The organism is Mycobacterium sp. 236(2023), from assembly GCF_029623955.1.
Taxonomy (GTDB): Bacteria; Actinomycetota; Actinomycetes; order Mycobacteriales; family Mycobacteriaceae; genus Mycobacterium.
Genome location: NZ_JARSBP010000002.1, coordinates 718,879 through 742,424, shown reverse-complemented (window position 1 = coordinate 742,424; position 23,546 = coordinate 718,879). Strand labels below are relative to the sequence as shown.

Annotated in this window: 20 protein-coding genes; 10 read left to right on the top strand and 10 right to left on the bottom strand. The window is 66.7% G+C overall.

Annotated features, from left to right (window positions below; all coding sequences use genetic code 11):
* Positions 1 to 11: 11 nt before the first annotated feature.
* Entirely contained in the window at positions 12 to 1,427 is a 1,416-nt protein-coding gene (locus P9A17_RS06145; protein WP_278037692.1) for an NAD(P)H-quinone dehydrogenase, read from the bottom strand.
* A 94-nt stretch (positions 1,428 to 1,521) separates the two neighbouring features.
* Between P9A17_RS06145 and P9A17_RS06140 the strand changes: the two genes are divergently transcribed.
* Positions 1,522 to 1,995: a gamma-glutamylcyclotransferase gene (locus P9A17_RS06140; RefSeq protein WP_278037691.1), complete on the top strand. Its 474-nt coding sequence runs from the start codon at positions 1,522 to 1,524 to the stop codon at positions 1,993 to 1,995.
* A gap of 73 nt (positions 1,996 to 2,068) precedes the next feature.
* On the opposite strand, the gene P9A17_RS06135 is transcribed toward P9A17_RS06140, so the two are convergent.
* On the bottom strand, positions 2,069 to 2,956 hold the full coding sequence (locus P9A17_RS06135; RefSeq protein WP_278037690.1) for a type IV toxin-antitoxin system AbiEi family antitoxin domain-containing protein: 888 nt from the start codon (positions 2,954 to 2,956) through the stop codon (positions 2,069 to 2,071).
* Between the two features lie 125 nt (positions 2,957 to 3,081).
* Entirely contained in the window at positions 3,082 to 5,946 is a 2,865-nt protein-coding gene (locus P9A17_RS06130) for an MMPL family transporter (protein WP_278037689.1), read from the bottom strand.
* Positions 5,947 to 6,154: 208 nt separating this feature from the next.
* On the opposite strand from P9A17_RS06130, the gene P9A17_RS06125 reads away from it, so the two are divergent.
* Positions 6,155 to 6,727, top strand: a complete 573-nt coding sequence (locus tag P9A17_RS06125; RefSeq protein WP_278037688.1) for a TetR/AcrR family transcriptional regulator — start codon at positions 6,155 to 6,157, stop codon at positions 6,725 to 6,727.
* Between the two features lie 5 nt (positions 6,728 to 6,732).
* Here P9A17_RS06125 and P9A17_RS06120 read toward each other — a convergent pair whose 3' ends face one another.
* Together P9A17_RS06120 and P9A17_RS06115 are read right to left on the bottom strand one after the other, a co-directional pair.
* Positions 6,733 to 7,908 (bottom strand): M20 family metallopeptidase, encoded by a 1,176-nt coding sequence (locus tag P9A17_RS06120; RefSeq protein ID WP_278037687.1) that lies wholly within the window; start codon positions 7,906 to 7,908, stop codon positions 6,733 to 6,735.
* Complete coding sequence (locus P9A17_RS06115; protein WP_278037686.1) at positions 7,905 to 9,083, bottom strand: M20 family metallopeptidase; 1,179 nt, start codon at positions 9,081 to 9,083, stop codon at positions 7,905 to 7,907. The genes P9A17_RS06120 and P9A17_RS06115 overlap by 4 nt, the downstream gene beginning before the upstream one ends.
* Here P9A17_RS06115 and P9A17_RS06110 point away from each other — a divergent pair.
* On the top strand, positions 9,059 to 9,916 hold the full coding sequence (locus P9A17_RS06110) for a purine-nucleoside phosphorylase (protein WP_278037685.1): 858 nt from the start codon (positions 9,059 to 9,061) through the stop codon (positions 9,914 to 9,916). The genes P9A17_RS06115 and P9A17_RS06110 overlap by 25 nt on opposite strands.
* Here P9A17_RS06110 and P9A17_RS06105 read toward each other — a convergent pair.
* Complete coding sequence (locus P9A17_RS06105; protein ID WP_278037684.1) at positions 9,862 to 11,004, bottom strand: AbrB family transcriptional regulator; 1,143 nt, start codon at positions 11,002 to 11,004, stop codon at positions 9,862 to 9,864. The genes P9A17_RS06110 and P9A17_RS06105 overlap by 55 nt on opposite strands.
* Before the next feature lie 93 nt (positions 11,005 to 11,097).
* Here P9A17_RS06105 and P9A17_RS06100 point away from each other — a divergent pair, with 93 nt between their 5' ends.
* Together P9A17_RS06100 and P9A17_RS06095 are read left to right on the top strand one after the other, a co-directional pair.
* Entirely contained in the window at positions 11,098 to 11,544 is a 447-nt protein-coding gene (locus tag P9A17_RS06100; protein ID WP_278037683.1) for a MarR family transcriptional regulator, read from the top strand.
* On the top strand, positions 11,541 to 13,166 hold the full coding sequence (locus tag P9A17_RS06095; RefSeq protein ID WP_278037682.1) for a phospho-sugar mutase: 1,626 nt from the start codon (positions 11,541 to 11,543) through the stop codon (positions 13,164 to 13,166). Before P9A17_RS06100 ends, P9A17_RS06095 begins: the two co-directional genes overlap by 4 nt.
* On the opposite strand, the gene upp is transcribed toward P9A17_RS06095, so the two are convergent.
* Positions 13,092 to 13,715 carry a uracil phosphoribosyltransferase gene (gene upp / locus P9A17_RS06090; protein WP_278037681.1) on the bottom strand — a complete coding sequence of 208 codons (624 nt, stop codon included), beginning with the start codon at positions 13,713 to 13,715 and terminating at the stop codon, positions 13,092 to 13,094. The genes P9A17_RS06095 and upp overlap by 75 nt on opposite strands.
* Before the next feature lie 51 nt (positions 13,716 to 13,766).
* Between upp and P9A17_RS06085 the strand changes: the two genes are divergently transcribed.
* The 4 genes from P9A17_RS06085 (at position 13,767) to P9A17_RS06070 (ending at position 19,495) form a co-directional block, all read left to right on the top strand.
* On the top strand, positions 13,767 to 14,075 hold the full coding sequence (locus tag P9A17_RS06085; RefSeq protein WP_278037680.1) for a type VII secretion target: 309 nt from the start codon (positions 13,767 to 13,769) through the stop codon (positions 14,073 to 14,075).
* A complete protein-coding gene (locus P9A17_RS06080) occupies positions 14,075 to 15,163 on the top strand; it encodes a C40 family peptidase (RefSeq protein ID WP_278037679.1) in 1,089 nt (362 codons plus the stop codon). Before P9A17_RS06085 ends, P9A17_RS06080 begins: the two co-directional genes overlap by 1 nt.
* A 636-nt stretch (positions 15,164 to 15,799) precedes the next feature.
* A complete protein-coding gene (locus P9A17_RS06075; RefSeq protein ID WP_278037678.1) occupies positions 15,800 to 19,027 on the top strand; it encodes a hypothetical protein in 3,228 nt (1,075 codons plus the stop codon).
* Positions 19,028 to 19,222: 195 nt separating this feature from the next.
* Positions 19,223 to 19,495: a hypothetical protein gene (locus P9A17_RS06070; RefSeq protein WP_278037677.1), complete on the top strand. Its 273-nt coding sequence runs from the start codon at positions 19,223 to 19,225 to the stop codon at positions 19,493 to 19,495.
* A gap of 34 nt (positions 19,496 to 19,529) precedes the next feature.
* On the opposite strand, the gene P9A17_RS06065 is transcribed toward P9A17_RS06070, so the two are convergent.
* Positions 19,530 to 20,399 (bottom strand): LLM class F420-dependent oxidoreductase, encoded by an 870-nt coding sequence (locus tag P9A17_RS06065; RefSeq protein ID WP_278038621.1) that lies wholly within the window; start codon positions 20,397 to 20,399, stop codon positions 19,530 to 19,532.
* A gap of 135 nt (positions 20,400 to 20,534) precedes the next feature.
* Here P9A17_RS06065 and P9A17_RS06060 point away from each other — a divergent pair, with 135 nt between their 5' ends.
* Positions 20,535 to 21,785 (top strand): primosomal protein, encoded by a 1,251-nt coding sequence (locus P9A17_RS06060; RefSeq protein WP_278037676.1) that lies wholly within the window; start codon positions 20,535 to 20,537, stop codon positions 21,783 to 21,785.
* Between the two features lie 4 nt (positions 21,786 to 21,789).
* Here P9A17_RS06060 and P9A17_RS06055 read toward each other — a convergent pair whose 3' ends face one another.
* Both P9A17_RS06055 and P9A17_RS06050 read right to left on the bottom strand, forming a co-directional pair.
* Positions 21,790 to 22,878 carry an adenosine deaminase gene (locus P9A17_RS06055; RefSeq protein ID WP_278037675.1) on the bottom strand — a complete coding sequence of 363 codons (1,089 nt, stop codon included), beginning with the start codon at positions 22,876 to 22,878 and terminating at the stop codon, positions 21,790 to 21,792.
* Positions 22,879 to 22,968: 90 nt separating this feature from the next.
* The gene (locus P9A17_RS06050) at positions 22,969 to 23,391 is read right to left on the bottom strand and encodes a cytidine deaminase (protein ID WP_278037674.1); all 423 of its coding nucleotides are present in this window, start codon (positions 23,389 to 23,391) and stop codon (positions 22,969 to 22,971) included.
* Positions 23,392 to 23,546: the final 155 nt, after the last annotated feature.

Here is a 23,546-nt window from a genome sequence, read left to right as displayed (position 1 = left end):
CGGACAACCGGCTAGTCGAGATCGTCGTGGGCCATCAACCGGCGGGCAGCCTCCACGATGGACCCCGACAACGACGGATACACCGACAGCGTCTGCGCCAGGTCGGTCACCGACAGGTTGTTCTGCACCGCCAGCGCGATCGGCAGGATCAGCTCCGAGGCGATGGGCGCGACCACGACGCCGCCGATCACGACGCCCGTCGCCGGCCGGCAGAAGATCTTCACGAAGCCGTGCTGCAGCAGCGACATCTTCGCGCGTGCGTTCGTGCTCAGCGGCAACATCAAGGTCCGAGCGGGCACACTGCCGTCGTCGATCGCCGACTGCGGGATGCCGACGGCGCCGATCTCGGGGCGGGTGAACGTCGCCGCCGCAACCGTGCGCAACCGGATCGGCGACACCCCCTCGCCGAGCGCGTGGTACATCGCGATGCGGCCCTGCATGGCGGCCACCGACGCCAGCGGCAGCAGCCCGGTGCAGTCACCGGCGGCATAGATGCCGGGGGCGGGAGTGCGCGACACCCGGTCGACCGGGATATAGCCGCCCGGTTTGAGCTCGACGCCGACGCGGTCGAGCCCCAGCCCCGACGTGTTGGGCACCGACCCGACGGTCATCAGGGCGTGACTGCCGTCGATGACACGTCCATCGGCGATCGCGACGCGGACACCGGTGTCGGTGCGCGTCACGGAGTCCGCACGCGCGTTCTTGACCAACGTCACGCCCCGCTGCTCGAAAACCTGCTCGAGAACCGCGGCCGCATCGGAGTCCTCGTGCGGCAGGATCTGATCGCGGCTGGCCACCACCGTCACCGTCACACCGAGCTCGGTGTAGGCGTTGCAGAACTCCGCACCCGTCACGCCGGAGCCGACGATGATCAGGTGCGTCGGCAGCTCGTTGAGTTCGTAGAGCTGGCGCCACGTCAGGATCCGCTCGCCGTCGGGGACCGCATGCGGCAGCACCCGCGGCTGCGCACCGGTGGCAATGAGCACGACGTCGGCTTTGAGGACTCCCACCTTGCCGTCCGCGGTGGTGACCTTCACGCGGTGGTGTGCCATACCGGGGACGTCGTCGACCAACTCGCCGCGGCCGCCGATGATCGTCACGCCCTGGTTGAGCAGCTGGCTGCCGATGTCGGCGGACTGCGAGGCGGCCAGCGTCTTGGCCCGGTTGTTGATCTTGGGCAGCTCGATCTTGGCGGCGTCGATGTCGATGTCGAAGCCCATGCCACCGGCGCGGCGCAATTCCGTGCGAACACCCGTCGAGGCGATCAGCGTCTTCGACGGCACGCAGTCATAGAGAACGCAGGCGCCGCCGAGCCCGTCCTCGTCGACGACCGTCACCTGGGTGACGTCACGTCCCCGGGCGGCCGCCACCAGCGCCGCCTCGTATCCAGCCGGTCCTCCGCCGATGATGACGATGCGCGTTACCACTGTTCCAACCTAAGGCACCGAGGTGACGATGGCCCCCAAGCGTCGGTACCGCCGGATGGCAGCCGTCTCAACACGATGCGTTTAAGCTTCTCGCGTGCCGATCTACGCCGCCTACGGCTCGAATATGCATCCCGAGCAGATGCTGGAGCGGGCTCCGCACTCCCCGATGGCGGGGACGGGCTGGCTGCACGGGTGGCGGCTGACGTTCGGCGGCGCCGACATCGGCTGGGAGGGCGCGCTGGCCACGATCGTCGAGGACCCGACGTCGAGCGTGTTCGTCGTGCTGTACGACATGACCAAGGAAGACGAGGAGAGTCTCGACCGCTGGGAAGGTTCCGAGCTCGGATTCCACAAGAAGATCCGCTGCCGGGTGCACCGCACGTCGTCGGATACGACGACCGATCCCGTGCTGGCGTGGCTGTATGTCCTCGACGCGTGGGAGGGCGGAATCCCGTCAGCGCGCTATCTCGGCGTGATGGCTGAAGCCGCTGAAATCGCCGGCGCCCCTGCCGAATACGTGCACGATCTGCGCACCCGCCCAGCAGGCAACGTGGGCCCCGGCTCGTAGCGGGTTCAGTCGGCACCGCGAGCGCGCGTGTCTGCACGCCGCCGCGCTGCGATATCTGGCATCTCGCGCTCGCTCACGCCGCGCGAGCGCTGCGCAACTGCTCACCGATGCGGCCCGCCATCTCCCAACCTCCGTCTCTCAGGTCGTCCGCCACGATCGAGATGACGGTGAGTCCCACGGCCATCAACGCGGCCTGACGCTGCCGGTCACGCTTGAGGGCGTCCGGGTCCGAGTGCCAATCGACACCGTCGTACTCCGCAGCGACACCGCGGTCCGGCCAGGCGAAGTCGAGCCGGCGCAGGTCGCCGTTCCCGTCGATGACCTCGTACTGCAACTCCGGGACAGGCAAACCGCCGTCGAGCATCGCCAGGCGCGCCATACTCTCGCCCGGAGACTCGGCCCGTGGGTCGGCGATCGGCAGCAGGTTGCGCACCGCGACGATGCCGCGGCGGCCTTTCTGCTCCAGGGCTGCGCGCCAGAGATCCGGCAGGCAGCACGTCTGGCTGCGCAGCGCGGCGTCGAGAGTGGCCAACGCGCGCGGCCGTCGCACGCTGCGAGCCACTTCGATCGCCGTCCACGCCGGCGACGTAGCCCGACGACCGTCGACGAGGACCAGCGGCGCGCCGTCGCGGCGGTGCACGACGAGCCCGTCCGCGTCGCGCAAAGCGCACCCGGGCGGGTTGAGCACATGCAGGTCAGCAGGTCCCTCGGTGTCGAACCCGTACATCGCCGCCGCCGTGCCGAGGCACACCGCGACCCGCTTCCCCGCCGACAGGTCCAGGCCGCGCAGACGCATCTCGTCGTTCGGCTCACCCACGCAATAGATTCCTTGCCAAAGCCGTTCCAGCACACCGGTTTTCACTGCCCGCTCGAAGGCCCGCCGTGGCATTCGGTCGAGGATCTGGCCGCTGGTCGCGACTCCACCCTGCGCCCGAAAAAGCTGTCGGAGTTCGTCGTTCATGACGTCGATGCTGCGACGACGAAGTGATGTCAGCTAGCGCCGATGGGTCCGTCTGGGGATGAACGAGCGTTTGTGCATAACTCGCGGGCCGCGAGCGGGCGTGAGATGCCGTTAGATGCGGCGCGTCACTGTTCAGACACGCGCGCTCGCGGTGCGAGTCCCCCTGAACCCCACGGCACCGGGCGCGGCCTCAGCCGCACCTTCTGCGGCCACCAGAACCACCGACCGAGCATCGCCGCGATGGACGGTGTCATGAACGACCGGATCACCAAGGTGTCGAAGATCAGACCCATGCCGATGGTCGTACCGACCTGACCCATGATCGTCAGGTCGCTGACCGCCATCGTCATCATCGTCAGCGCGAAAACCATGCCCGCCGCGGTCACCACCGAACCGCTGCCGCCCATCGTGCGGATCAAGCCTGTGTGCAGACCGGCGTGGACCTCTTCTTTGAGGCGCGACACCACCAGCAGGTTGTAGTCCGCGCCGACGGCCAACAGGATGATCACCGCCATCGGTAACACCATCCAGTGCAACTCGATACCCACCAGGTGCTGCCACACGAGCACCGACAGCCCGAACGACGCACCCAGCGAGAGCACCACCGTGCCGACGATCACCGCGGCAGCCACCACAGCCCGCGTCAAGATCAGCATGATGATGAAAATCAGTCCGATGGCGGCGATTCCGGCGATCAGGAGGTCGTACTGGGTGCCGTCGGCCATGTCCTTGAAGGTGGCTGCCGTGCCGCCCAGGTAGATCGTCGACCCCTCCAGCGGCGTGCCCTTGATCGCCTCTTTCGCCGCGGTCTTGAGCGCTTCGATCTTCGCGATGCCGTCGGGGCTCAGCGGATCGCCCTCGTGGGCGATGATGAACCGCACCGCATGGCCGTTGGGCGAAATGAACTGCTCCAGACCGCTCTGAAAGTCCTTGTTCTGGAACACTTCCGGCGGCATGTAGAAGGTGTCGGCGTTCATCGCGTCATTGAACGCGTCACCCATGTCGGTGGCGTCGCCGCTCATCTCGGCCGACGCCTTGAGCTGCCCACCCTGGGTCTGCTGCATCGTCAGCATCATGTCGCGCTGCGAGCGCATCGATTCGATCTGCGACGGCATCAGTTCGAGCAGCTTGGGCATGGTCGCGGCGAGGCGCTCCAGCTCGGGAACGAGATCCTGCACGTTGTCGGTCAGCAGGTTCGTGCCGTCGATCAGGTCGAAGATGGACCTCATCGAGTTGCAGACCGGGATGTTGTAGCAGTGCGGTTCCCAGTAGAAGTACGCACGGATGGGGCGGATGAAATCGTCGAGATCGGCGATGTGGTCCCGTAATTGGGCGATGTCCTCGGCCATGATCGTGGTCTTGGCCACCATGCTGTTGGTGATCTCCGACATCTGCCCCATCAGCGACATCATCTTTGTCATCGTCGCGATGGTGTTGTCGAGCGATGCGGCCTGGACGGACATGTCGTCCATCCGATCCAGCATGTACTTCTCGTTGAGCTTCTGCGTCCCGCCTTGGCGGCTCATGATGTACGGGATCGTGGTGCCCTCGATCGGCGTCCCGTCCGGTCGGGTGATCGTCTGCACGCGGCCGATTCCCTCGACCGCGAACAGCGCTTTGGCGATCTTGTCGATGACGATGAAGTCCGCCGAGTTCCGCAGATCGTGATCGGACTCGATCATCAACATCTCGGGGTTCAGCCGCGCCGGTGAGAAGTGCCTCTCGGCAGCCGCGTAACCGATATTGGAGTCGATGTCGGCCGGCAGATAATTGCGATCGTTGTAACTGGTTTGGTAGCCGGGCAGGGCAAGAAGGCCGATCAACGAGACCGCGACGCTGGCCACCAGGATGGCGCCCGGCCAGCGCACCGTGGCCGCACCGATCTTGCGCCAGCCGCGAACGCGCATGGCGCGCTTGGGTTCCAGCAGCCCGAACCGGCTCGCTACGACGACTACCGCGGGTCCGAACGTCATCGCCACACAGATCAGCACCAGCATGCCCAGCGCCAGCGGCACACCGAGGGTCTGGAAGTACGGCAGCCGCGTGAAGCTCAGACAGAACGTCGCGCCAGCGATGGTCAGGCCGGAGCCGACGATGACGTGCGCGTTGCCGCCGAACATCGTGTAGTAGGCGGCTTCTCGCGTCTGCCCGCTCCCCCTCGCCTCCTGATAGCGGCCGATGAGGAAGATGGCGTAGTCCACCGCGATCGCAATGGCCAGCGTGACGAGCAGGCTCGTCGCAAACGTGGACAGCCCGATGATGCCGTGGAAGCCGAGGAACGCGACCGCACCCCGGACCGTCATCAAGCTCAGGCCGACCATGACCAGAATCAGCAACGTCGTCACGATGGAGCGGAAGAACAGCACCAGCATGATCGTGATGACGAGGAACGTCAGCGCCTCGACCATCCGCAGGCTTTCGGTACCCGCCGTCTCCTGTTCGGCGGCGAGCACCGAGGCGCCGGTCACGTAGGCCTGCACGCCTGCCGGAGGCTCGCTGTCGGCGACGAGCTGCTGGACGGCGGCCACCGACTCGTTGGCCAGCGCCTCGCCCTGGTTGCCCGCGAGGTTGACCTGGAAGTACATCGACTTGGCATCAGCGCTCTGCACGCCCGCGGCCGTCAGCGGATCACCCCAGAGGTCCTGCACATGCTCGACGTGTTTGGAATCGGACTCCAGCGCCTCGATCAGCCGGGCGTAGTAGGCGCGCGCGTCATCGCCGAGCGGCTCGTCGCTTTCGAGCACGATCATCGCCGAGCTGCTCGATTCGTACTCCTCGAACACCGCGCCGATGCGCTCCATCGAGATCACGGCCGGCGCCTCGTCGGGGCTCATCGACACCGACCGCAATTTGCCGACGGCTTCGAGCTGCGGGACGGCGATGTTCAGGAAGGCGGCGAGAGCCACCCAGATGAGGATGATCGGCAGGGACGCTCGTCGGATAAAGCGGGCGATGCCGTAGAAGTGCGGCTTGGTCTCTTGCTCTGTCACCGAAGCCCCGTGCACCGTGTCGACCCCTCTTGTCGAAAGTCGTTACGGCGGGGCCGTGTTCGACAGGAATTATCCGTTTAGCAGAGCTAACCTATCCAATCGGCTAACTTCACACAAGCCGTCCGACTAACTAGTGATCTGCCACAGCGTCAACCCGGCCGCGTGACCTGGGATACAGTTCCGCGGATCGGTGCGCGAAGGGGGTGGCATGGCCAAGCCGGTGGCAACGCGCGGCTTCGCGCGCGAGCGCGTGCTCGACGCTGCCCTCGAGCTTTTCTCCGATCACGGCGTCAGTGGCACCTCGCTGCAGATGATCGCCGACCGCCTCGGGGTGACGAAGGCCGCCGTCTACTACCAGTTCCACTCCAAGGACGACATCGCGCTGGCCGTGGTGAAGCCGGTGTTCGACGACATCGAGCACCTGCTGCGCATCGCCGACACGCTGCCGACGACCGAGACGCGGCGCAGCGTGACGATGGGCGGCATGGTCGAGCTGATCATCCGGCACCGCCGAGTTTCCAGCGTCTTCTACGGCGACCCCACGGTGCATCACCTGCTGGAGGGGCACGACGAGTACCGCCTCATCGGCGACAGACTCGCCGACGTCTTGCTCGGCCCCGAGCCTGACGCGACCACGCGCGTGGCGGTGTCGATGCTCAGTGGCGGCATCCACGGCTGCGTCGGCGACCCCATGATCGACGACCTGGACGACGCCGAGTTGCAGAAAATTCTGCTCGATCTGACGAAACGGTTTTTGGAAGTGTGCGTGCCTCAGGGCTGAGCCCCTCAAAGGACCGAGGCGCTGTTCTCCACCAGGTTGACCAGCAGCCGCACCCCGACACCGAGCGCGCGCTCGTCCAGATCAAACGTCGGCTGGTGCAGATCCAACTGCGGGCCACGTCCGTCCCACACACCGAGGCGGGCCATCGCGCCGGGCACCTCCTCGAGGTACCAGGAGAAGTCCTCGCCACCACCGGACTGCTGGGTGTCGGCGAGCACGTCGGGCCCGATCGCCTCGATGGCGTGGGTCATGATGCGGGTGGAGATCTCCTCGTTGACCACCGGCGGGACCCCGCGGCGGTACTGCACCACATACTCGATACCCAGCGGCGCAAGCAACGACGAAATCGCTTCCTGCACAACATCTTCCAAAGTCAGCCAGGTCTCCCGGCTGGCAGTACGGATGGTGCCCGCCATCGTGCCCGTCTGCGGTATCGCATTCGCCGCGACACCGGCGTGCACTGCACCCCACACCATGACGGTGCTGTTGCGTGGATCGATCCGGCGCGACAGGATCCCAGGAACCCCGGTGATCAGCGTGCCGAGACCGTAGACCAGATCGCCGGTCAGATGCGGCCGCGACGTGTGGCCACCGGGCGAATGCAGCGTCACCTCGATGTGATCGGCCGCCGACGTGATCGGACCCGCCTTCACCGCGACGCGCCCCACCGCCAGGTGTGGATCGCAGTGCAGCGCATAGATCCGCGACACCCCGTTCAGCGCACCCGCCTCGATCGCGTCGATCGCACCGCCGGGCATCAACTCCTCGGCAGCCTGGAAGATCAGCCGCACACCGACCGGCAGCTCGGCCTCCGACGCCATCGCCATCGCCGCACCCAGCAGCACCGAGGTGTGGGCGTCGTGGCCGCAGGCATGCGCTGCGCCCGCCACCTCCGACGAGAACGGCAACCCTGTGCGCTCGGTCATCGGCAGGGCGTCCATGTCGGCACGCAACGCCACCCGCGGACCGTCGTCCGGCCCGAAGTCACACGTCAAGCCGGTCCCGCCGGGCAGCACCTTCGGGTTGAGGCCCGCGTCGGCGAGCACCGACGCGACGAACTGCGTCGTCGCGAACTCCTGCCGCCCGAGCTCGGGATGCCGGTGCATGTGCCTGCGCCACCCGACGAGGTCGTCGTAGTGTTCGCTCAACCAGCGCGCGGCGGCATGCTTCAACACGCTCATGAGGCCCGCCTCTGCCACTGCTCCAGCACCCGGCTCCTCTCGACGTCGGACTCCGCCAGCGCCACCACGGTACGGCCCAGCATGATGGCCCCTTCGACGACCGCGACGTCCGCGCTGTCTGACACCGCGGCAGCGGTGAACGCGGGCTGGTGGATGGACGCACCGCCGGCGTCGATCCCGACGATCGGGTGGATGCCGGGCATCACCTGCGTCACGTTGCCCATGTCCGTGCTACCCAACGGCAACGTCGCCTCCAGCTCGGCAGGCAGCGGAGTCCGGCCGACGCGCACCATCTCGGCGCGCAACGTCTCCGCAAGCCATGGATCGGGTGACAACTCTGCGTAGGCAGGCGCGGTCTCGGTGACGACGTGCTCGCATCCCGTCGCGACAGCACCCGCTGCGAAACACCCCGCCATGCGAGATTCCAACTCGCGCAACGACTCCGAGTTCGTCGCCCGCATCGTGTAACGCAACTCGGCGTAGGCGGGGATGACGTTGGAGGCCTGACCGCCGTCGGTGACGATGCCGTGCACCATCTGACCGGGCGCCAACTGCTGGCGCTGAAGACCGATGGCCACCTGTGTCACCGTGACGGCGTCGGCGGCGTTGATACCCAGATACGGCGCGACCGCGGCGTGCGACTCCCTGCCGGTGTAACCGATCGTCACCTCTGAGAGCGCGAGCGAGCGCGCCGCGGCAATATCGACGGGGCCCGGATGCAGCATCACCGACGCCGCGATGTCATCGAATGCGCCCGCGTCGAGCATCAGCGCCTTGCCGCCGCCGAGTTCCTCGGCCGGGGTGCCGAGCAGCACGACCGTCAACCCGAGTGCGTCGGCGACCTCCGCCAACGCCAGCGCCGTGCCGACCGCCGACGCCGCGATGATGTTGTGGCCGCAGGCGTGCCCGATGCCGGGCAGCGCGTCGTACTCGGCGCAGACACCGATGACGAGCGGTCCGCTGCCGAATACGGCACGGAACGCGGTGTCCAGTCCGGCGACCGGTGAGATCTCGAAACCCCGCTCCGCGACCAGCGCCTTGGTCTTGGCGCAGCTGCGATGCTCGGCGAACGCCAGCTCCGGCTCGGCGTGAATCGCGTGCGACAACGCGACCAGGTCCGTACTGCGCCCGCGCACCGCCTCTTCGACGCATGTCGATGGGGCGGCAGTGGGCATGCAGGCAAGTATCGCACTGCGCGATTAGGCTGCCGCCTGTGGACGATCCGGCAGCACAGGCCCGGCTGGCAGCGAACACGTTGCGCGAGCGCACCGGCGTCGACTCCTATGACGTGGCCGTTGTCCTCGGATCAGGATGGGCGCCCGCCGCGGCGCAGATCGGCGAACCCACGGCCACCGTCCCGATGGCAGAACTCCCCGGCTTCACGCCGCCCAGCGCCCAGGGGCACGGCGGCCAGGTGTTGTCGCTGCGCGTCGGTCCGCACCGGGTTCTGGTGCTGCTCGGCCGCATCCACGCCTACGAGGGACACGCGTTGCGTCACGTCGTGCACCCCGTGCGGACCGCATGCGCGGCCGGCGCGCGCACCGTCGTGCTGACCAACGCCGCCGGCGGTCTGCGGTCGGACTTCTCGGTGGGCGAACCGGTGCTGATCAGCGACCACCTGAACCTGACCGCCCGCTCACCTCTGGAGGGTGCGCAGTTCGTCGACCTCGTCGATGCGTACTCGCCGCGGCTGCGCGCCATCGCGCGCGAGATCGATCCGTCACTGGCCGACGGCGTCTACGCCGGATTGCCCGGCCCTCATTACGAGACGCCGGCCGAGATCCGGATGTTGCGCACGCTCGGCGCGGACCTGGTGGGGATGTCGACGGTGCACGAGACGATCGCGGCCCGCGCCGAAGGTGCCGACGTGCTGGGGGTGTCGCTGGTGACGAACCTTGCAGCGGGCATGACGGGACAGCCGCTGAGTCACGACGAGGTGCTCGAGGCGGGCCGTCAGTCGGCGACGCGGATGGGTTCCCTGCTGTCTTCGGTGATCACCCGGCTGTGACCCTCTGACATGCGGCGACCTCCGGTCAGCTTTCGGCTCGCCCACACCACGCCGCGGGCCATCAGCGGCGCCGCGAACAGCATCAGCAGGATCCGCACCACCTGTGCGGCGATGATGAACGTGACGTTCGAGCCGGTCTCGACCGCGGTGGCCAGCACGGCGTAGACACCGCCCGGGCTGGTCGCGAGGTAACCCTCCAGCGGGGTCAGCCCTGCCACGTGTGCCAGCACGATGCCGAGCCCGGCCGTCGCGACACCGATGAACACGATCAGCGCCAGAGCCGCGGGCAGCATGCGCCCGACATCGCGCAACGACTCACGGGTGAAGGCCAGACCTGCCTGCCAGCCGATCAGCATGTAGCCGGCCTGCACGAGCAGCATCGGCACCGACAGTCCGAACGACCAACCGCTCACCTCCAGCGCGACCGTCAGCGCGAGGGGCCCGAGCAGCCCAGCACCGGGAAGGCGGATCAGCCGTCCGCCGGCCACACCGACGACGATCAGCGCGGCCATGATCGCAACGCTGAGATACCAAGGTGCCGCAGTGGTTTCGGTGACCTGCGCAGCCTCATGCGACCGGTCGGCGTGGTAGATCAACGTGACGACGACGGGCATCGACGCGGTGACGAGCGCGACGCGCAGGTACTGCACCACGGCGACGACACGGTCGTCACCGCCGAGTTCCCGGGCGATGGCCACCAGCCCTGAGGCTCCGCCCGCCACCAGCGCGAGTGATCCCGTCAGCGGGGTGACGTCCCGGCGCATCCCGAGTAAAGCGCCGGCGATGACGCTGAGCAGCAGCGTCCCGACAGCGACCGCGACGACGATCAACCAGTCACCTTGAAGCGTGGAGAGGGCGTCCTGCTGCACCATCGTGCCGATGTAGACGCCGAGGACACCTTGCGCCGCGACACCCAACCTCCTCGGCACCCTCTCGGGGCCCACCGCGAACAGTGCGAGGACGATACCGACCGCAAGGGCGGCGAACAGCGCCGCTGACGGCACGCCGAGCTTCGTCAACGGAACGGTGACCGCAACGGTCACCGCGAGAAGAATCGTCCACCTGAGTACTTGTCGCCACCACTTCATCCTGATCGCAAGTATGCTCTTGGCAATTCAAGATCTCAACAAGGGACGATGTTGCATGGGGCACACCTATTACCAAGGTTTATCTTGGTAATCATGGACACGAGCTTTACGAGCTTTTCAGCGGCCACTGAGCTGCGCGAATCCATGATGGCGGTGACACGTCAGCTTCGACGCCACCGTCCCGACAACGGGCTGACGCTGAGCCAGATGCAGCTGCTCGGCGAGATCAGCCGAGCCGGCGTGACCACCCCCGCCGAGCTCGGCGTGCGGATGCACGTCAAAGTCCAGTCGCTGACCGATTCGCTCAACGAGTTGGTGGCGCGGGACCTGATTGCGCGCAGGCCCGACGAAGCCGACCGTCGTCGCCAACTGGTCGAGATGACCGCGACGGGGACGACGCTGCTGGAGGCCGACCGCGCCGAGCGCGACGCGTGGCTGCACGAAACCATGCGCGACACCCTTACCGAGCTGGAGTTCGACCTGCTGATGCTGGTGGCTCCGATCCTGCGCAAGCTCGCCTCTGGTGGGGTGGAAAGGTGACCTCGGACGCCGTGCAGGAGTGGATCGCTCACGATCCCGACCCCGACGCGGCCGCCGAACTGGAGGCCTGCAGCGCCGACGAGATCGCCGACCGTTTCTCACAGTCGCTCACCTTCGGCACCGCGGGGCTTCGCGGCCCGTTGCGGGCAGGACCCAACGGGATGAATCTCGCCGTGGTGATCCGGGCGACGTGGGCCGTCGCCCAGGTACTCAAGGCGCGCGGGCTGGGCGGCGGCGACGTGATCGTCGGCTACGACGCCCGCCACCGCTCCGCGGCGTTCGGGCAGGCCGCCGCAGAAGTCTTTGCCGCCCATGGTTTCTCAGTGACCTTGATGGCCGCACCGGTGCCGACTCCCGCCGTCGCCCACGCTGTCAAAAACACCGGTGCTGCGGCAGGCGTACAGATCACCGCGTCGCACAACCCGCCGACAGACAACGGATACAAGGTGTATTTCCCGGGCGGCCTGCAGATCGTCTCGCCCACCGACCGCGACATCGAAGCTGCCATCGCCGCAGCGCCACCCGCCGACGAGATCGCCAGGACACCGGTCAACGCGTCCGGGACCGAACTGCTGCGCGCCTACCTCGAACGTGCCGCGTCGGTCCGCCGCACCACCGGCTCCACCCGGATCGCGCTCACGCCGATGCACGGCGTCGGCGGCGAGTTCGCGCTGGATGCGTTGGCGCTCGCCGGTTTCGCCGATGTGCACGTCGTCGATCAGCAGTTCGCCCCGGACCCCGACTTCCCGACCGTGCCGTTCCCCAATCCCGAGGAACCTGGCGCCTCGGACGAATTGCTCAAGCTGGCCGCCGACATCGACGCCGACATCGCGATTGCGCTGGACCCCGATGCCGACCGGTGCGCCGTCGGCGTGCCCGGACCGGATGGCTGGCGGATGCTCAGCGGCGACGAAACCGGTTGGCTGCTCGGCGAATACATCCTCTCATCCGGAGTTGCGGATGCTGTGGTGGCCAGCACCGTGGTCTCGTCACGCATGCTGGCGAGCATCGCGTCCGCCCACCGAGCTCGGCATGTCGAGACGTTGACGGGGTTCAAGTGGCTGGCCCGTTCCGACGAGGACCTCGACGCGACACTGGTGTACGCCTACGAGGAGGCCATCGGACACTGCGTCGATCCCGAGGCGGTACGCGACAAAGACGGCATCAGCGCTGCGGTGCTGGCGTGTGATCTGGTTGTCGCGCTGCGCAATCAGGGGCGCACCATGCCCGATGCGCTCGACGATCTGGCCCGTCGCCACGGGGTGCACACCACCGTCGCCGTCACCCGGCGCGTCGACTCCCCCGAGGACGCCGCCGCCCTGATGACACGGCTGCGCGCTGAACCCCCAACGGAAGTTGCCGGATTCTGCGTCACCGTCGCCGATCTCAAGCCCGACACCGACGCGCTGATCTTCACCGGCGGAGACGACGACGCCTCGGTCCGGGTGGTGACGCGGCCGTCGGGTACCGAACCGAAACTGAAGTCCTACATTGAGATTCGCTGCGGCGGAGAACTCGGAGCGGCACGCACGAGGGCAGCGGAACTGCTAACGCGGACCGAACTGGCGGTCGCCGGCATCACCCAATCCGGGGACGATATAGGCGATGTCGTTGAGGCCTGAGTCGATCGACGCGGTGAACAGCCGTAGTTCCGGCGCCGCTTTCTCCAGCGCCGCAATACCTTCCGGCGCAGCGACCACACAGATCACCGTGACATCGACGGCGTCGCGCGAATAGAGCAACTCCAGCGTGTGCACCATCGACCCACCGGTGGCCAGCATCGGGTCGAGCACGATGACCGGTTGGCGGCTGAGATTGTCGGGCAGGGACTCCAGATACGGCGTGGGCTGGTGGGTCTCCTCGTTGCGGGCCACCCCGACGAATCCCACCCTCGCCTCGGGGATCAGCTCGTGCGCCTGATCGACCATGCCGAGCCCCGCCCGCAGCACCGGTACCAGCAACGGCGGCACCGTTAACTTGGTGCCCGCGGTCTCGGCCAACGGAGTGCGCACAGGGATGGTGTCGGTCGGCAGTTCCCGCGTGGCCTCGTAGACGAGCATCAGCGTGAGATCGCGAAGCGCCGCGCGGAAGCCCGCATTGTTGGTGCGCTCGTCGCGCAGGGTCGTGAGTCGGGCCGCGGCCAGCGGGTGATCGACGACGCGCACATCCATGGGTCACGACCTTAACGGGAACCGACGGGCGTTTCGCGGCGTCATAACCATATGTTCGTGAGCCTGTCCGCAGACACCGGCCTGATCCGTGACTACGCTGCCGCCTGCTCCGCCCACGCCGAGCGGCTGCAGCGGGCGGCCGCGGCGATGGCAACTGCGGGCGGCGGGTCCGAGGCGATGTTCGGGGCCGTCGGGGCGCGGTTCCTCGGCGCGCTGGCCAGGGCGGGGTGCGACGACGCCGACAGCATCGCCCGGCTGAGTACTTCGCTGATGGCGGGGCGAGCCGCGGCGATGGAATCCGCGGACGCCTACGCGCGTGCCGACGACGACACCGGCAGCCGCATCGCAGGCTCTCTCTGATGACTGTCGAGGCGCTGTCCGCTCCGCTGCGGCGGGTGCAAGCGCTGGTCGGGCCCGGGTGGAGCGCCGATCCGGGAGCTGATCCGGTCGCCGCGCTGACCCGGGTGCGTGACGTGCTTGCCGACGTCGCCGGGGCGGCCGGTCAGGCATGGGTTCACGCCGGCGACGGCTGGACAGGCGCCGGAGCCGACGCCGCCGCCGACTTCGCAGCCTCTACGACCGCGGCGATCAACGGCGCCGCCGACCGGGCGGATCTGCTCGGTGTGCTGACTGAGGACGCCGCGCGAGCGGTCGCCGATGCCCACCGCAGACTGCAGGACATCGTCGATGAGTTCGAGGCCAAGGCTGCGGGGCTGGAACCGCATCTCGATTCGCCCGGAGTGGCGCGAGAACTGCTGACCGCGGCACGCGACGCACTCACACGGGCGATTGCGATCGTCGAGGAACTACAGGACGAGCTCGACGGGCATGCGGCCCGTCTGGATTCCCGCGCTCCTGCGGCGGCTCCGACAACACCTGCGGGATTTTCAGGCGGGGGCACTGGACTTCCGGCGGCCTCACCTGCGGGAGGCTTCGGGTCTGCCGGCGGAGCCGGTCTCGGAGGCTTCGGCAGCGGTGTGGGCACGCCCGCCGAGCTGGCCTCGTTCACACGCCCCGACGGGATCGATACGCCGGAGGCCGCGGAGTTCGGTGAAGGCGTTGCGGTGCGGTTGCCCGACGGAAGTGTGGTGATGGCACCGAATGCCCTGGCGGCCAGCGCTGTTCGGCACGCACTGACGCAGCTGGGCGTGCCCTACCAGTGGGGTGGGACCACACCGGGCGTCGGGCTGGATTGCAGCGGGCTGACGCAGTGGGCGTATCAGGAAGCGGGACTGAACATTCCGCGGCTGGCTCAGGAGCAAGACGTCGGTGCCGCGGTGCCCTCGGGTTCGCTGCTACCGGGCGATCTTGCGGTGTGGGACGGCCATGTTGCGATGGTCGTCGGCGACGGCGTCATGATCGAGGCGGGCGATCCCGTGAAACTATCGCCGATCCGAACGGCGAACGCAGGTCAGGGCTTCCAGGGATTCTGGCGACCCACTGGCTGAGATCCTGAATCGATGAACTCCTGCCGAATTAGCACTGACTTCGAATAGGCACTGGACACGATTGCATTGCTCGGCTTCGTAGATTCTTTCGTTTCCGAGGCGTCATCTTTGCGGTGAACATTGAGCAACTTCTGCGACGCGCACGATCGCCGAACGATGCAACTTCGCCAGCGGTAGGCATCGACATCGGCCGTTTCCGCACTTCAAATGCGCCCCGCAGGCGCCATGCGAATCCGCCGCGGGCGACGCCCGATTTAGTAAAAGGGAGTTGTATTTGCAAGTGCACTTACTTGCCCTAACGTTGCTGCAATTGCTAGACGCTTTACTGTCCCTCCAGTAAATTTATGCCGTAATGCGCGTCAATCAGGCAGCGTAGTCCGGGGGGCGAACATCGTGCCGGTTCGAAAATGCTCGTATGTCAACGGCAAGGTCACTTCAATTCCGCCGCAGCGCGGCACGCACTGGATAGCCAGTACCACTCTGGCGGCCACGGGCCTGGTGGCATTTTGGCTCGCTCTATCTGCACCGGTCGATTCGCCGCCGTCCGTAGCGCTCGTCAGCGTCACCTCCGAAGACGACGCACCGACCGACAAAGGGGACTCGCAAGATCCTGCTGGTGCCATAGACGCCCCAGAGGTGCCGACCGAATCGAATGACGCGGAGAACGAGGGCGAATCGGAAGATGTAACTCCGCCCTCGGATACAACGGAACTTCCCGAAAACGACGTCGATTCCACCGACGGTGACGACAGTGACCCGAGCAACGCTGACCAGGACGGCGATGGCTACACCGATGCGGAGGAATCAGCTGCTGGCACTGACCCTCTCGACGCCAACAACTACCCCGGATCCGGGGGCACCGGACCCGACTACACCGACTCCGACGGAGACGGCTACACCGACGCCGAGGAAAACAACTCCGGCACCGACCCCAACAACGCATCGAATTATCCGGGGTCCTACAACACCGACTCCGACGGTGACGGCTACAGCGATTCCGACGAAACCGCCTCCGGCACCAACCCCAACGACGCCTCCAGCTACCCCGGCTCAACCAGCTACACCGACTCCGACGGCGACGGCCACTCCGACGCCGACGAACTAGCCGCCGGCACCGACCCCAACAACCCCTCCAACTACCCCGGCTCAGGCTCCGGTGATTCCGATGGCGACGGGTTCAGCGACGACGACGAAAACGCCTTCGGCAGTGATCCATCCAACCCATCGAGTTACCCCGGATCTGATGACGGATACTCTGTCGACACCGACGGCGACGGCCACCACGACGGCGACGAAATCGCCATGGGCACCAATCCCAACGATCCGACCAGCTACCCCGGCTCCGACTACGACTCGGATGGGGACGGCGTCTCGGACGGCAATGAAATCGGCTCCGGAACCGACCCATACAACCCGTCCTCCTACCCGGGTTCCGATACGGATTCCGACGGAGACGGCTATACCGACGCCGATGAAACCACCTCGGGCACTGACCCTTTCGATGCGAATAACTATCCCGGCTCGGGCGGACCTGACTACTACACCGATTCCGACGGCGATGGATACACCGACGCCGAGGAAAACAACTCCGGCACCGACCCCAACAACGCATCGAATTATCCGGGGTCCTACAACACCGACTCCGACGGTGACGGCTACAGCGACTCCGACGAAGCCGCCTCCGGCACCAACCCCAACGACGCCTCCAGCTACCCCGGCTCAACCAGCTACACCGACTCCGACGGCGACGGCCACTCCGACGCCGACGAACTAGCCGCCGGCACCGACCCCAACAACCCCTCCAACTACCCCGGCTCAGGCTCCGGAGATTCCGACGGCGACGGCTACACCGACGACCAAGAAACCCTGGCCGGCACCGACCCCAACAACCCCTGGAGCTACCCAGGATCCGGCGGCCCCAACTACACCGACTCCGACAACGACGGATACACCGACGCCGACGAGGCCACTGCCGGCACCAACCCCTACGACAACACCAGCTACCCCGGCGCACCCCCCGTCGACTCCGATGGCGATGGCTACTCCGACGTCGACGAAACCGCCTCGGGCACCGACCCTCTCGACGCCAACAACTACCCCGGATCCGGGGGCACCGGACCCGACTACACCGACTCCGACGGCGATGGCTACACCGACGCCGACGAACTAGCCGCCGGCACCGACCCCAACAACCCCTCGAATTATCCGGGGTCCTACAACACCGACTCCGACGGTGACGGCTACAGCGACTCCGACGAAACCGCCTCCGGCACCAACCCCAACGACGCCTCCAGCTACCCCGGCTCAACCAGCTACACCGACTCCGACGGCGACGGCCACTCCGACGCCGACGAACTAGCCGCCGGCACCGACCCCAACAACCCCTCCAACTACCCCGGCTCAGGCTCCGGAGATTCCGACGGCGACGGCTACACCGACGACCAAGAAACCCTGGCCGGCACCGACCCCAACAACCCCTGGAGCTACCCAGGATCCGGCGGCCCCAACTACACCGACTCCGACAACGACGGATACACCGACGCCGACGAGGCCACTGCCGGCACCAACCCCTACGACAACACCAGCTACCCCGGCGCACCCCCCGTCGACTCCGATGGCGATGGCTACTCCGATATCGACGAAACCGCCTCCGGCACCGACCCTCTCGACGCCAACAACTACCCCGGATCCGGGGGCACCGGACCCGACTACACCGACTCCGACGGAGACGGCCACTCCGACGCCGAGGAAAACATCAACGGCACCGACCCGTCCGACCCCAACAACTACCCCGGCTCCGACGCCGACGGCGACGGGTTCAGCGACGCCGACGAAAACTCCTTCGGCAGCGATCCCAACAACCCCTACAGCTACCCCGGCTCCGACGACGGATACTCCGCCGACACCGACGGCGACGGCCACCACGACGGCGACGAAATCGCCATGGGAACCGACCCCAACGACCCCTACAGCTACCCCGGCTCCGACTACGACTCCGACGGCGACGGACACACCGACGGCCAAGAACTATCCGCCGGCACCGACCCCAACAACCCCTCCAACTACCCGGGATCGGACACCGACTCCGATGGCGATGGCTACTCCGACGTCGACGAAACCACCTCGGGCACCGACCCTCTCGACGCCAACAACTACCCCGGATCCGGGGGCACCGGACCCGACTACACCGACTCCGACGGAGACGGATACACCGACGCCGAAGAAAACAACTCCGGCACCGACCCCAACAACGCATCGAACTATCCGGGGTCCTACAACACCGACTCCGACGGTGACGGCTACAGCGACTCCGACGAGAACAACTCCGGCACCAACCCCGGCGATGCCACCAGCTACCCCGGCGCACCCCCCGTCGACTCGGACGGCGACGGCTACTCCGACGTCGATGAAACTGCCTCGGGCACTGACCCTCTCGATGCCAACAACTACCCCGGCTCCGGGGGAACCGGACCCGATAACACCGACTCCGACGGAGACGGTCACACCGACGATGAGGAGAACACGGCTGGCACCGACCCCACCGACCCCTCGAGCTACCCCGGCTCGACGCCTGACCCCAGCGATACGCCTGGCGACACTGATTCCGACGGTGACGGCGCTAGCGATGCAGATGAGGTCGCTGCGGGCACAGATCCCGACGATGCCAACGACACGCCCACACCGCCCGAAAATCCAGGCACGGATCCTGGGACACCGGAAGAGCCCCAGCCCGGTTTCTTCGAAAGAGTGGCAGCAGCTTTCAGAGAGGCCGTTTCCAACACGGTGGCATTCATCTCAAGTCTGTTCAGCATGTTCCTCGGCCTGTTTGGGCTGCGAACCGGTTCGGATGGCTGGTGGCAATAGCGGGCCAGCGGCAACCACGGGTCCGCAAACGAGCCAGCTGGTAGGTCCGGGGTCTAGCCGTGTCGTGATTGAACGGTTGACCACAGACTCCCGTTCGCTCTTACATGCGAACGAGAGCCAGGGATTTCAGGGACTTGGCAAACCTTCAGGAACTCCTCAGCGAATTTATCTACGGCATCGTTAGCGTCGGCACTCATGGTCGCGCGTTGGAGGCTGCTGGATTGGCCGCTGAAGATCACTTTGGGCATCGCGGCTCTGTTCATCTGCTTAGCGGCCGTCGGAGTCGTCGCCGGTTATCGCCATCTGAACCACATCGAGCAGGCAGCCGTCCAGGACTGCGTGGATACAGCCAACCAGCACCGTCGGAGTGTGCACGACTGTCACATCCCCGCCGACTCATCGCTGTTCTCGGATGACTCGACCCAGGCCAACCTGCAACTGATCAGGGTGGCCGCAGGCACGCCCTAGCTTCCTAGTGCAGGGGCAGTCCGGCGCGAGAAACTCAGGCGCGCACCCGCAGCCACTTTCCGGCCAGATCCGCGATCCACGCCTCGGCGGCGATCGGGTCCGCCGGCGGCCCCGCGACGAGGACGAGTTCGTCGATGCCCGCGTCGGCCAATCGCATCGCGTCGGTCGGTACCGGGTCTTGCAGCGACACCGCCAACCTCAGTTCGGTCGGATCACGGCCGACTTCTCGGCACAGCGCCCGCAGCTTCGACGCGCGGTAGGCCGCCTCCTCCACGTCGGCGAGGTTGAAGCCGTACCAGCCGTCGCCCCATTCGGCGACACGGCGCAGCGCAGCGTCCGAGTTGCCGCCCAGCACGATCGGGACCGCTCGGCCGTGCGGTTTCGGGTTGATCCGCACCCGGTCGAACGAGACGAACTCGCCGGAGAAGGACGCCACATCGTCGCGCCACAGCGTCCGCATCGCCGCGACGTACTCGGCCATCCGCGCCCCACGTCCCTCGAACGGAACACCGAGCGCGTCGTACTCCTCTTTCGACCACCCGACCCCGACGCCCAGCGACAGCCGGCCACCCGTCATCCGGTCCAGAGACGCGGCCTGCTTGGCGACTATCACCGGGTTGTGCTCAGGCAGCAGCATCACGCCCGTCGCCAATTCGATGCGGTTCGTCGCGGCCGCCGCGAAACTCAATGTGATCAGCGGGTCCAGCCAGTCGGCGTCCGCGGAGATCGCGATCCGGCCGTCGTCGCTGTACGGGTAGTGCGAATCGGACTCGTCGACCATCACGACGTGCTCGCCGACCCAGAGCGTTGCGAAGCCGGAGCGCTCGGCCGCCGCGGCGACGGCATCGATCACGGTGCGTTGCGCACCCGCGGCGATACCGAGGCCGTGCAGGCCGAGTCTGATCATCCGGCCATCCTGGCAGGCCTGACAAACACTCCAAGCGACGAACGGGTTGCGGTACGGCAACAGTGAGCCGACCGTCCTCTTACCCCAACCATGCCCTCGGTACCACCAGCGCAGGTGGTTAGGCTGTGCCGCATGGCTGCTGACATCGTGCCGATCGGGCTGAAGCTGACCAAGGGCGACGTGTACACACTGTGGGCGCCGCGGTGGCGTGCCGACGGCGACGAGTGGGAGGCCTTCCTCGGCAAAGACGAGGACCTCTACGTCCTGGAATCGGTCGCCGATCTGGTCGCGTTCGTTCGCACCAACAACGACAACGATCTCGCCGACCACCCGGCGTGGGAGAAGCTGACCTCGGCCAACGCCCACCGGCTCGATCCGAGCGAAGACCACACCCACGACCTCGTCGTGCTGGAGGAGCTGCTGTCTCAGAAGCCCACCGAGGAGAGCGTGCGCGCTCTTCACGGGGCACTGGCCGTCGTGTCGTCGATGGGATCGGTGTGTGAGCTGCCCGCCGTCACGAAGTTCTTCAACGGCAACCCGGTGCTCGGAACCGTCGGCGGAGGGGCGGAGGCGTTCGCCGGCCGCGCAGGACGCAAGCGCTGGGCCGAGATCGAGAAGATCATCGCCCGGAGCTGGGACAACGTGATCGAGGCACTCGACGCCGTGATCACCGTCCCCGACGTCGACGCGGCCGCCGCGGAGAAGGCGCAGGCCGAGCTCGACGAGGACGCCCCCGAACTCGACGACGACCTCGTGATCGATGACATCGTCGACACGGAGGAGGAGGCCGACGACCTCGCCGCCGAGGCCGAGACCAAGGTCCTGGGTAGCGACAAGGACTTCTGGGAGCGCGTTGGCATCGACCCGATCCGCATCATGATGACCGGCGGCACCTACTTCACGCTGCGCTGCTACTTCGACGACCGGCCGATCTTCCTCGGCCGAAACGGCCGCATCAGCGTGTTCCCGTCCGAACGCGCGCTGGCCCGCTACCTCGCCGACGAGCACGACCACGACCTGTCCGACCTGGCCACCTATGACGACATCCGGACCGCGGCGACGGACGGTTCACTGCGCGTGGACGTCACCGACGACAACGTCTACGTGCTGACCGACATCGTCGACGACCTCGCCGAAGGCCCCGACGCACTCGACCGCGACCAGATCGACCTGGCGGTCGAACTGCTGCGCGACATCGGCGACTACTCCGAGGAGACGACGGTCGACACCAAGCTCGACCCGGACACCGAACTCGGCCGCGTGATCGCGTTCGTGCTCGACCCCGAGTCTGCCAAGCGCCCGAGCGCGCCTTATGCCGACGCGGTGACGCAGTGGGAGTCGCTGGAGCGCTTCGTCGAGTCCCGGCTGCGCAGCGAGTCCTAGGCTCCTAGCCCACTAGGACGGCGTAGCGGGGTTTGATCACCTCGTCGATGATCGTGAGCCGCTCGCGGAACGGGATGAACGCCGACTTCATCGCGTTGATGGTGAATCGCTCGAGATCGCTCCAGCCGTAGCCGAACGCCTCGACCAGACGCAGCATCTCCTGGCTCATCGTCGTATCGCTCATCAAGCGGTTGTCGGTGTTCACCGTGACCCGGAAGCGCAGTCTCGCCAGCAGAGCGAACGGATGCTCGGCGATGCTCGCGACAGCTCCGGTCTGCACATTGCTGCTGGGACACAGCTCCAGTGGAATCCGCTTGTCCCGCAACAGGGATGCCAGACGTCCCAGGGTCGCGTCGTGATCGGTGTGCACTTCGATGTCGTCGACGATGCGGACGCCGTGGCCGAGCCGGTCAGCACCGCAGAACGCGATCGCCTCGTGGATCGACGGCAGGCCGAAGGCCTCCCCGGCGTGAATTGTGAAGCGCGCGTTGTTGCCTCGCATGTATTCGAACGCGTCGAGGTGACGGGTGGGAGGGTAACCGGCCTCCGCTCCGGCGATGTCGAACCCCACAACACCCTTGTCCCGGAACCGGACCGCGAGCTCTGCGATCTCGCGTGAGCGTGCAGCGTGGCGCATCGCGGTGACCAGACAGCGCACCGTGATGGTGCGCCCGTCGGCGGCAGCGGCCTTCTCACCGTCAGCGAACCCCGCCAGAACAGAGTCCACGACGGCATCGAGCGACAGCCCGTTGTCGATGTGCAGTTCGGGCGCGAACCGGACTTCGGCGTAGACGACGTTGTCGTTGGCGAGGTCCTCGACGCATTCGCGGGCGACGCGGTGCAGCGCGTCGGGAGTCTGCATCACGCCGACGGTGTGCGCGAAGGGCTCCAGATAGCGCACCAGCGACCCGCTGTGCGCCGCGGTGCGGAAGAACGTCGCCAGCCCGTCGACATCGGAGGCAGGCAGGTCGCGGTAGCCGTGCTCCTGGGCCAGCTCGAGCACCGTCGACGGTCGCAGTCCCCCGTCGAGGTGGTCATGGAGCAGCGCTTTGGGCGCTTTCCTGATGTTGTCGAGAGTCAGCGGTGTCGTCACGGGATCCCCTACCTCTTCGGTCGATCAAAAGCGGCCGATGCCTCCATCGTGCCACCGACGAGTTCGCTTGCGGCGCCGCGGCGCCGACGGTCACGGCGTCTCCTCCGCGGGCACCGGGTTGCGCGCCAGATCGTCGGGCCCGAAAGCATCGGGAAGCAGTTCGCCCAGAGGGCGCGGCCCCAGGGGGTGGTCGATCAACAGGGCCGTGCCGCCGTGCTCCAACAGGACCTGCCTGCACCGCCCGCACGGCATCAGAACCTCACCGTCGGGGCCCACACACGACAGCGCGATCAGCCGTCCACCACCGCCGGAATGTAGGGCGCAGACCACTGCACACTCGGCACAGAGACCTAGGCCATATGAGACATTTTCCACATTGCATCCGGCCACAATGCGATGATCGTCGACCAATGCGGCCGCCCCGACGCGAAATCGCGAGTAGGGCGCATAAGCGTGCTCCGATGCGTCGATTGCCTTGCGCCGCAACATTTTCCAGTCAACTTCAGTCGTCACGTCACGCCTCCCGCTGCGATTCTGAATCCATTCCGAACCCCCTGCCGCGTGACCCGAAGCCGCAGATAGGGCACCCTAACTCGGGCCCCAATCGGCGGCATTTCGCTTCACGCTAGTTCGTTGAAGAGTACGAAGGGGATTAGAGTCGCCCCGAG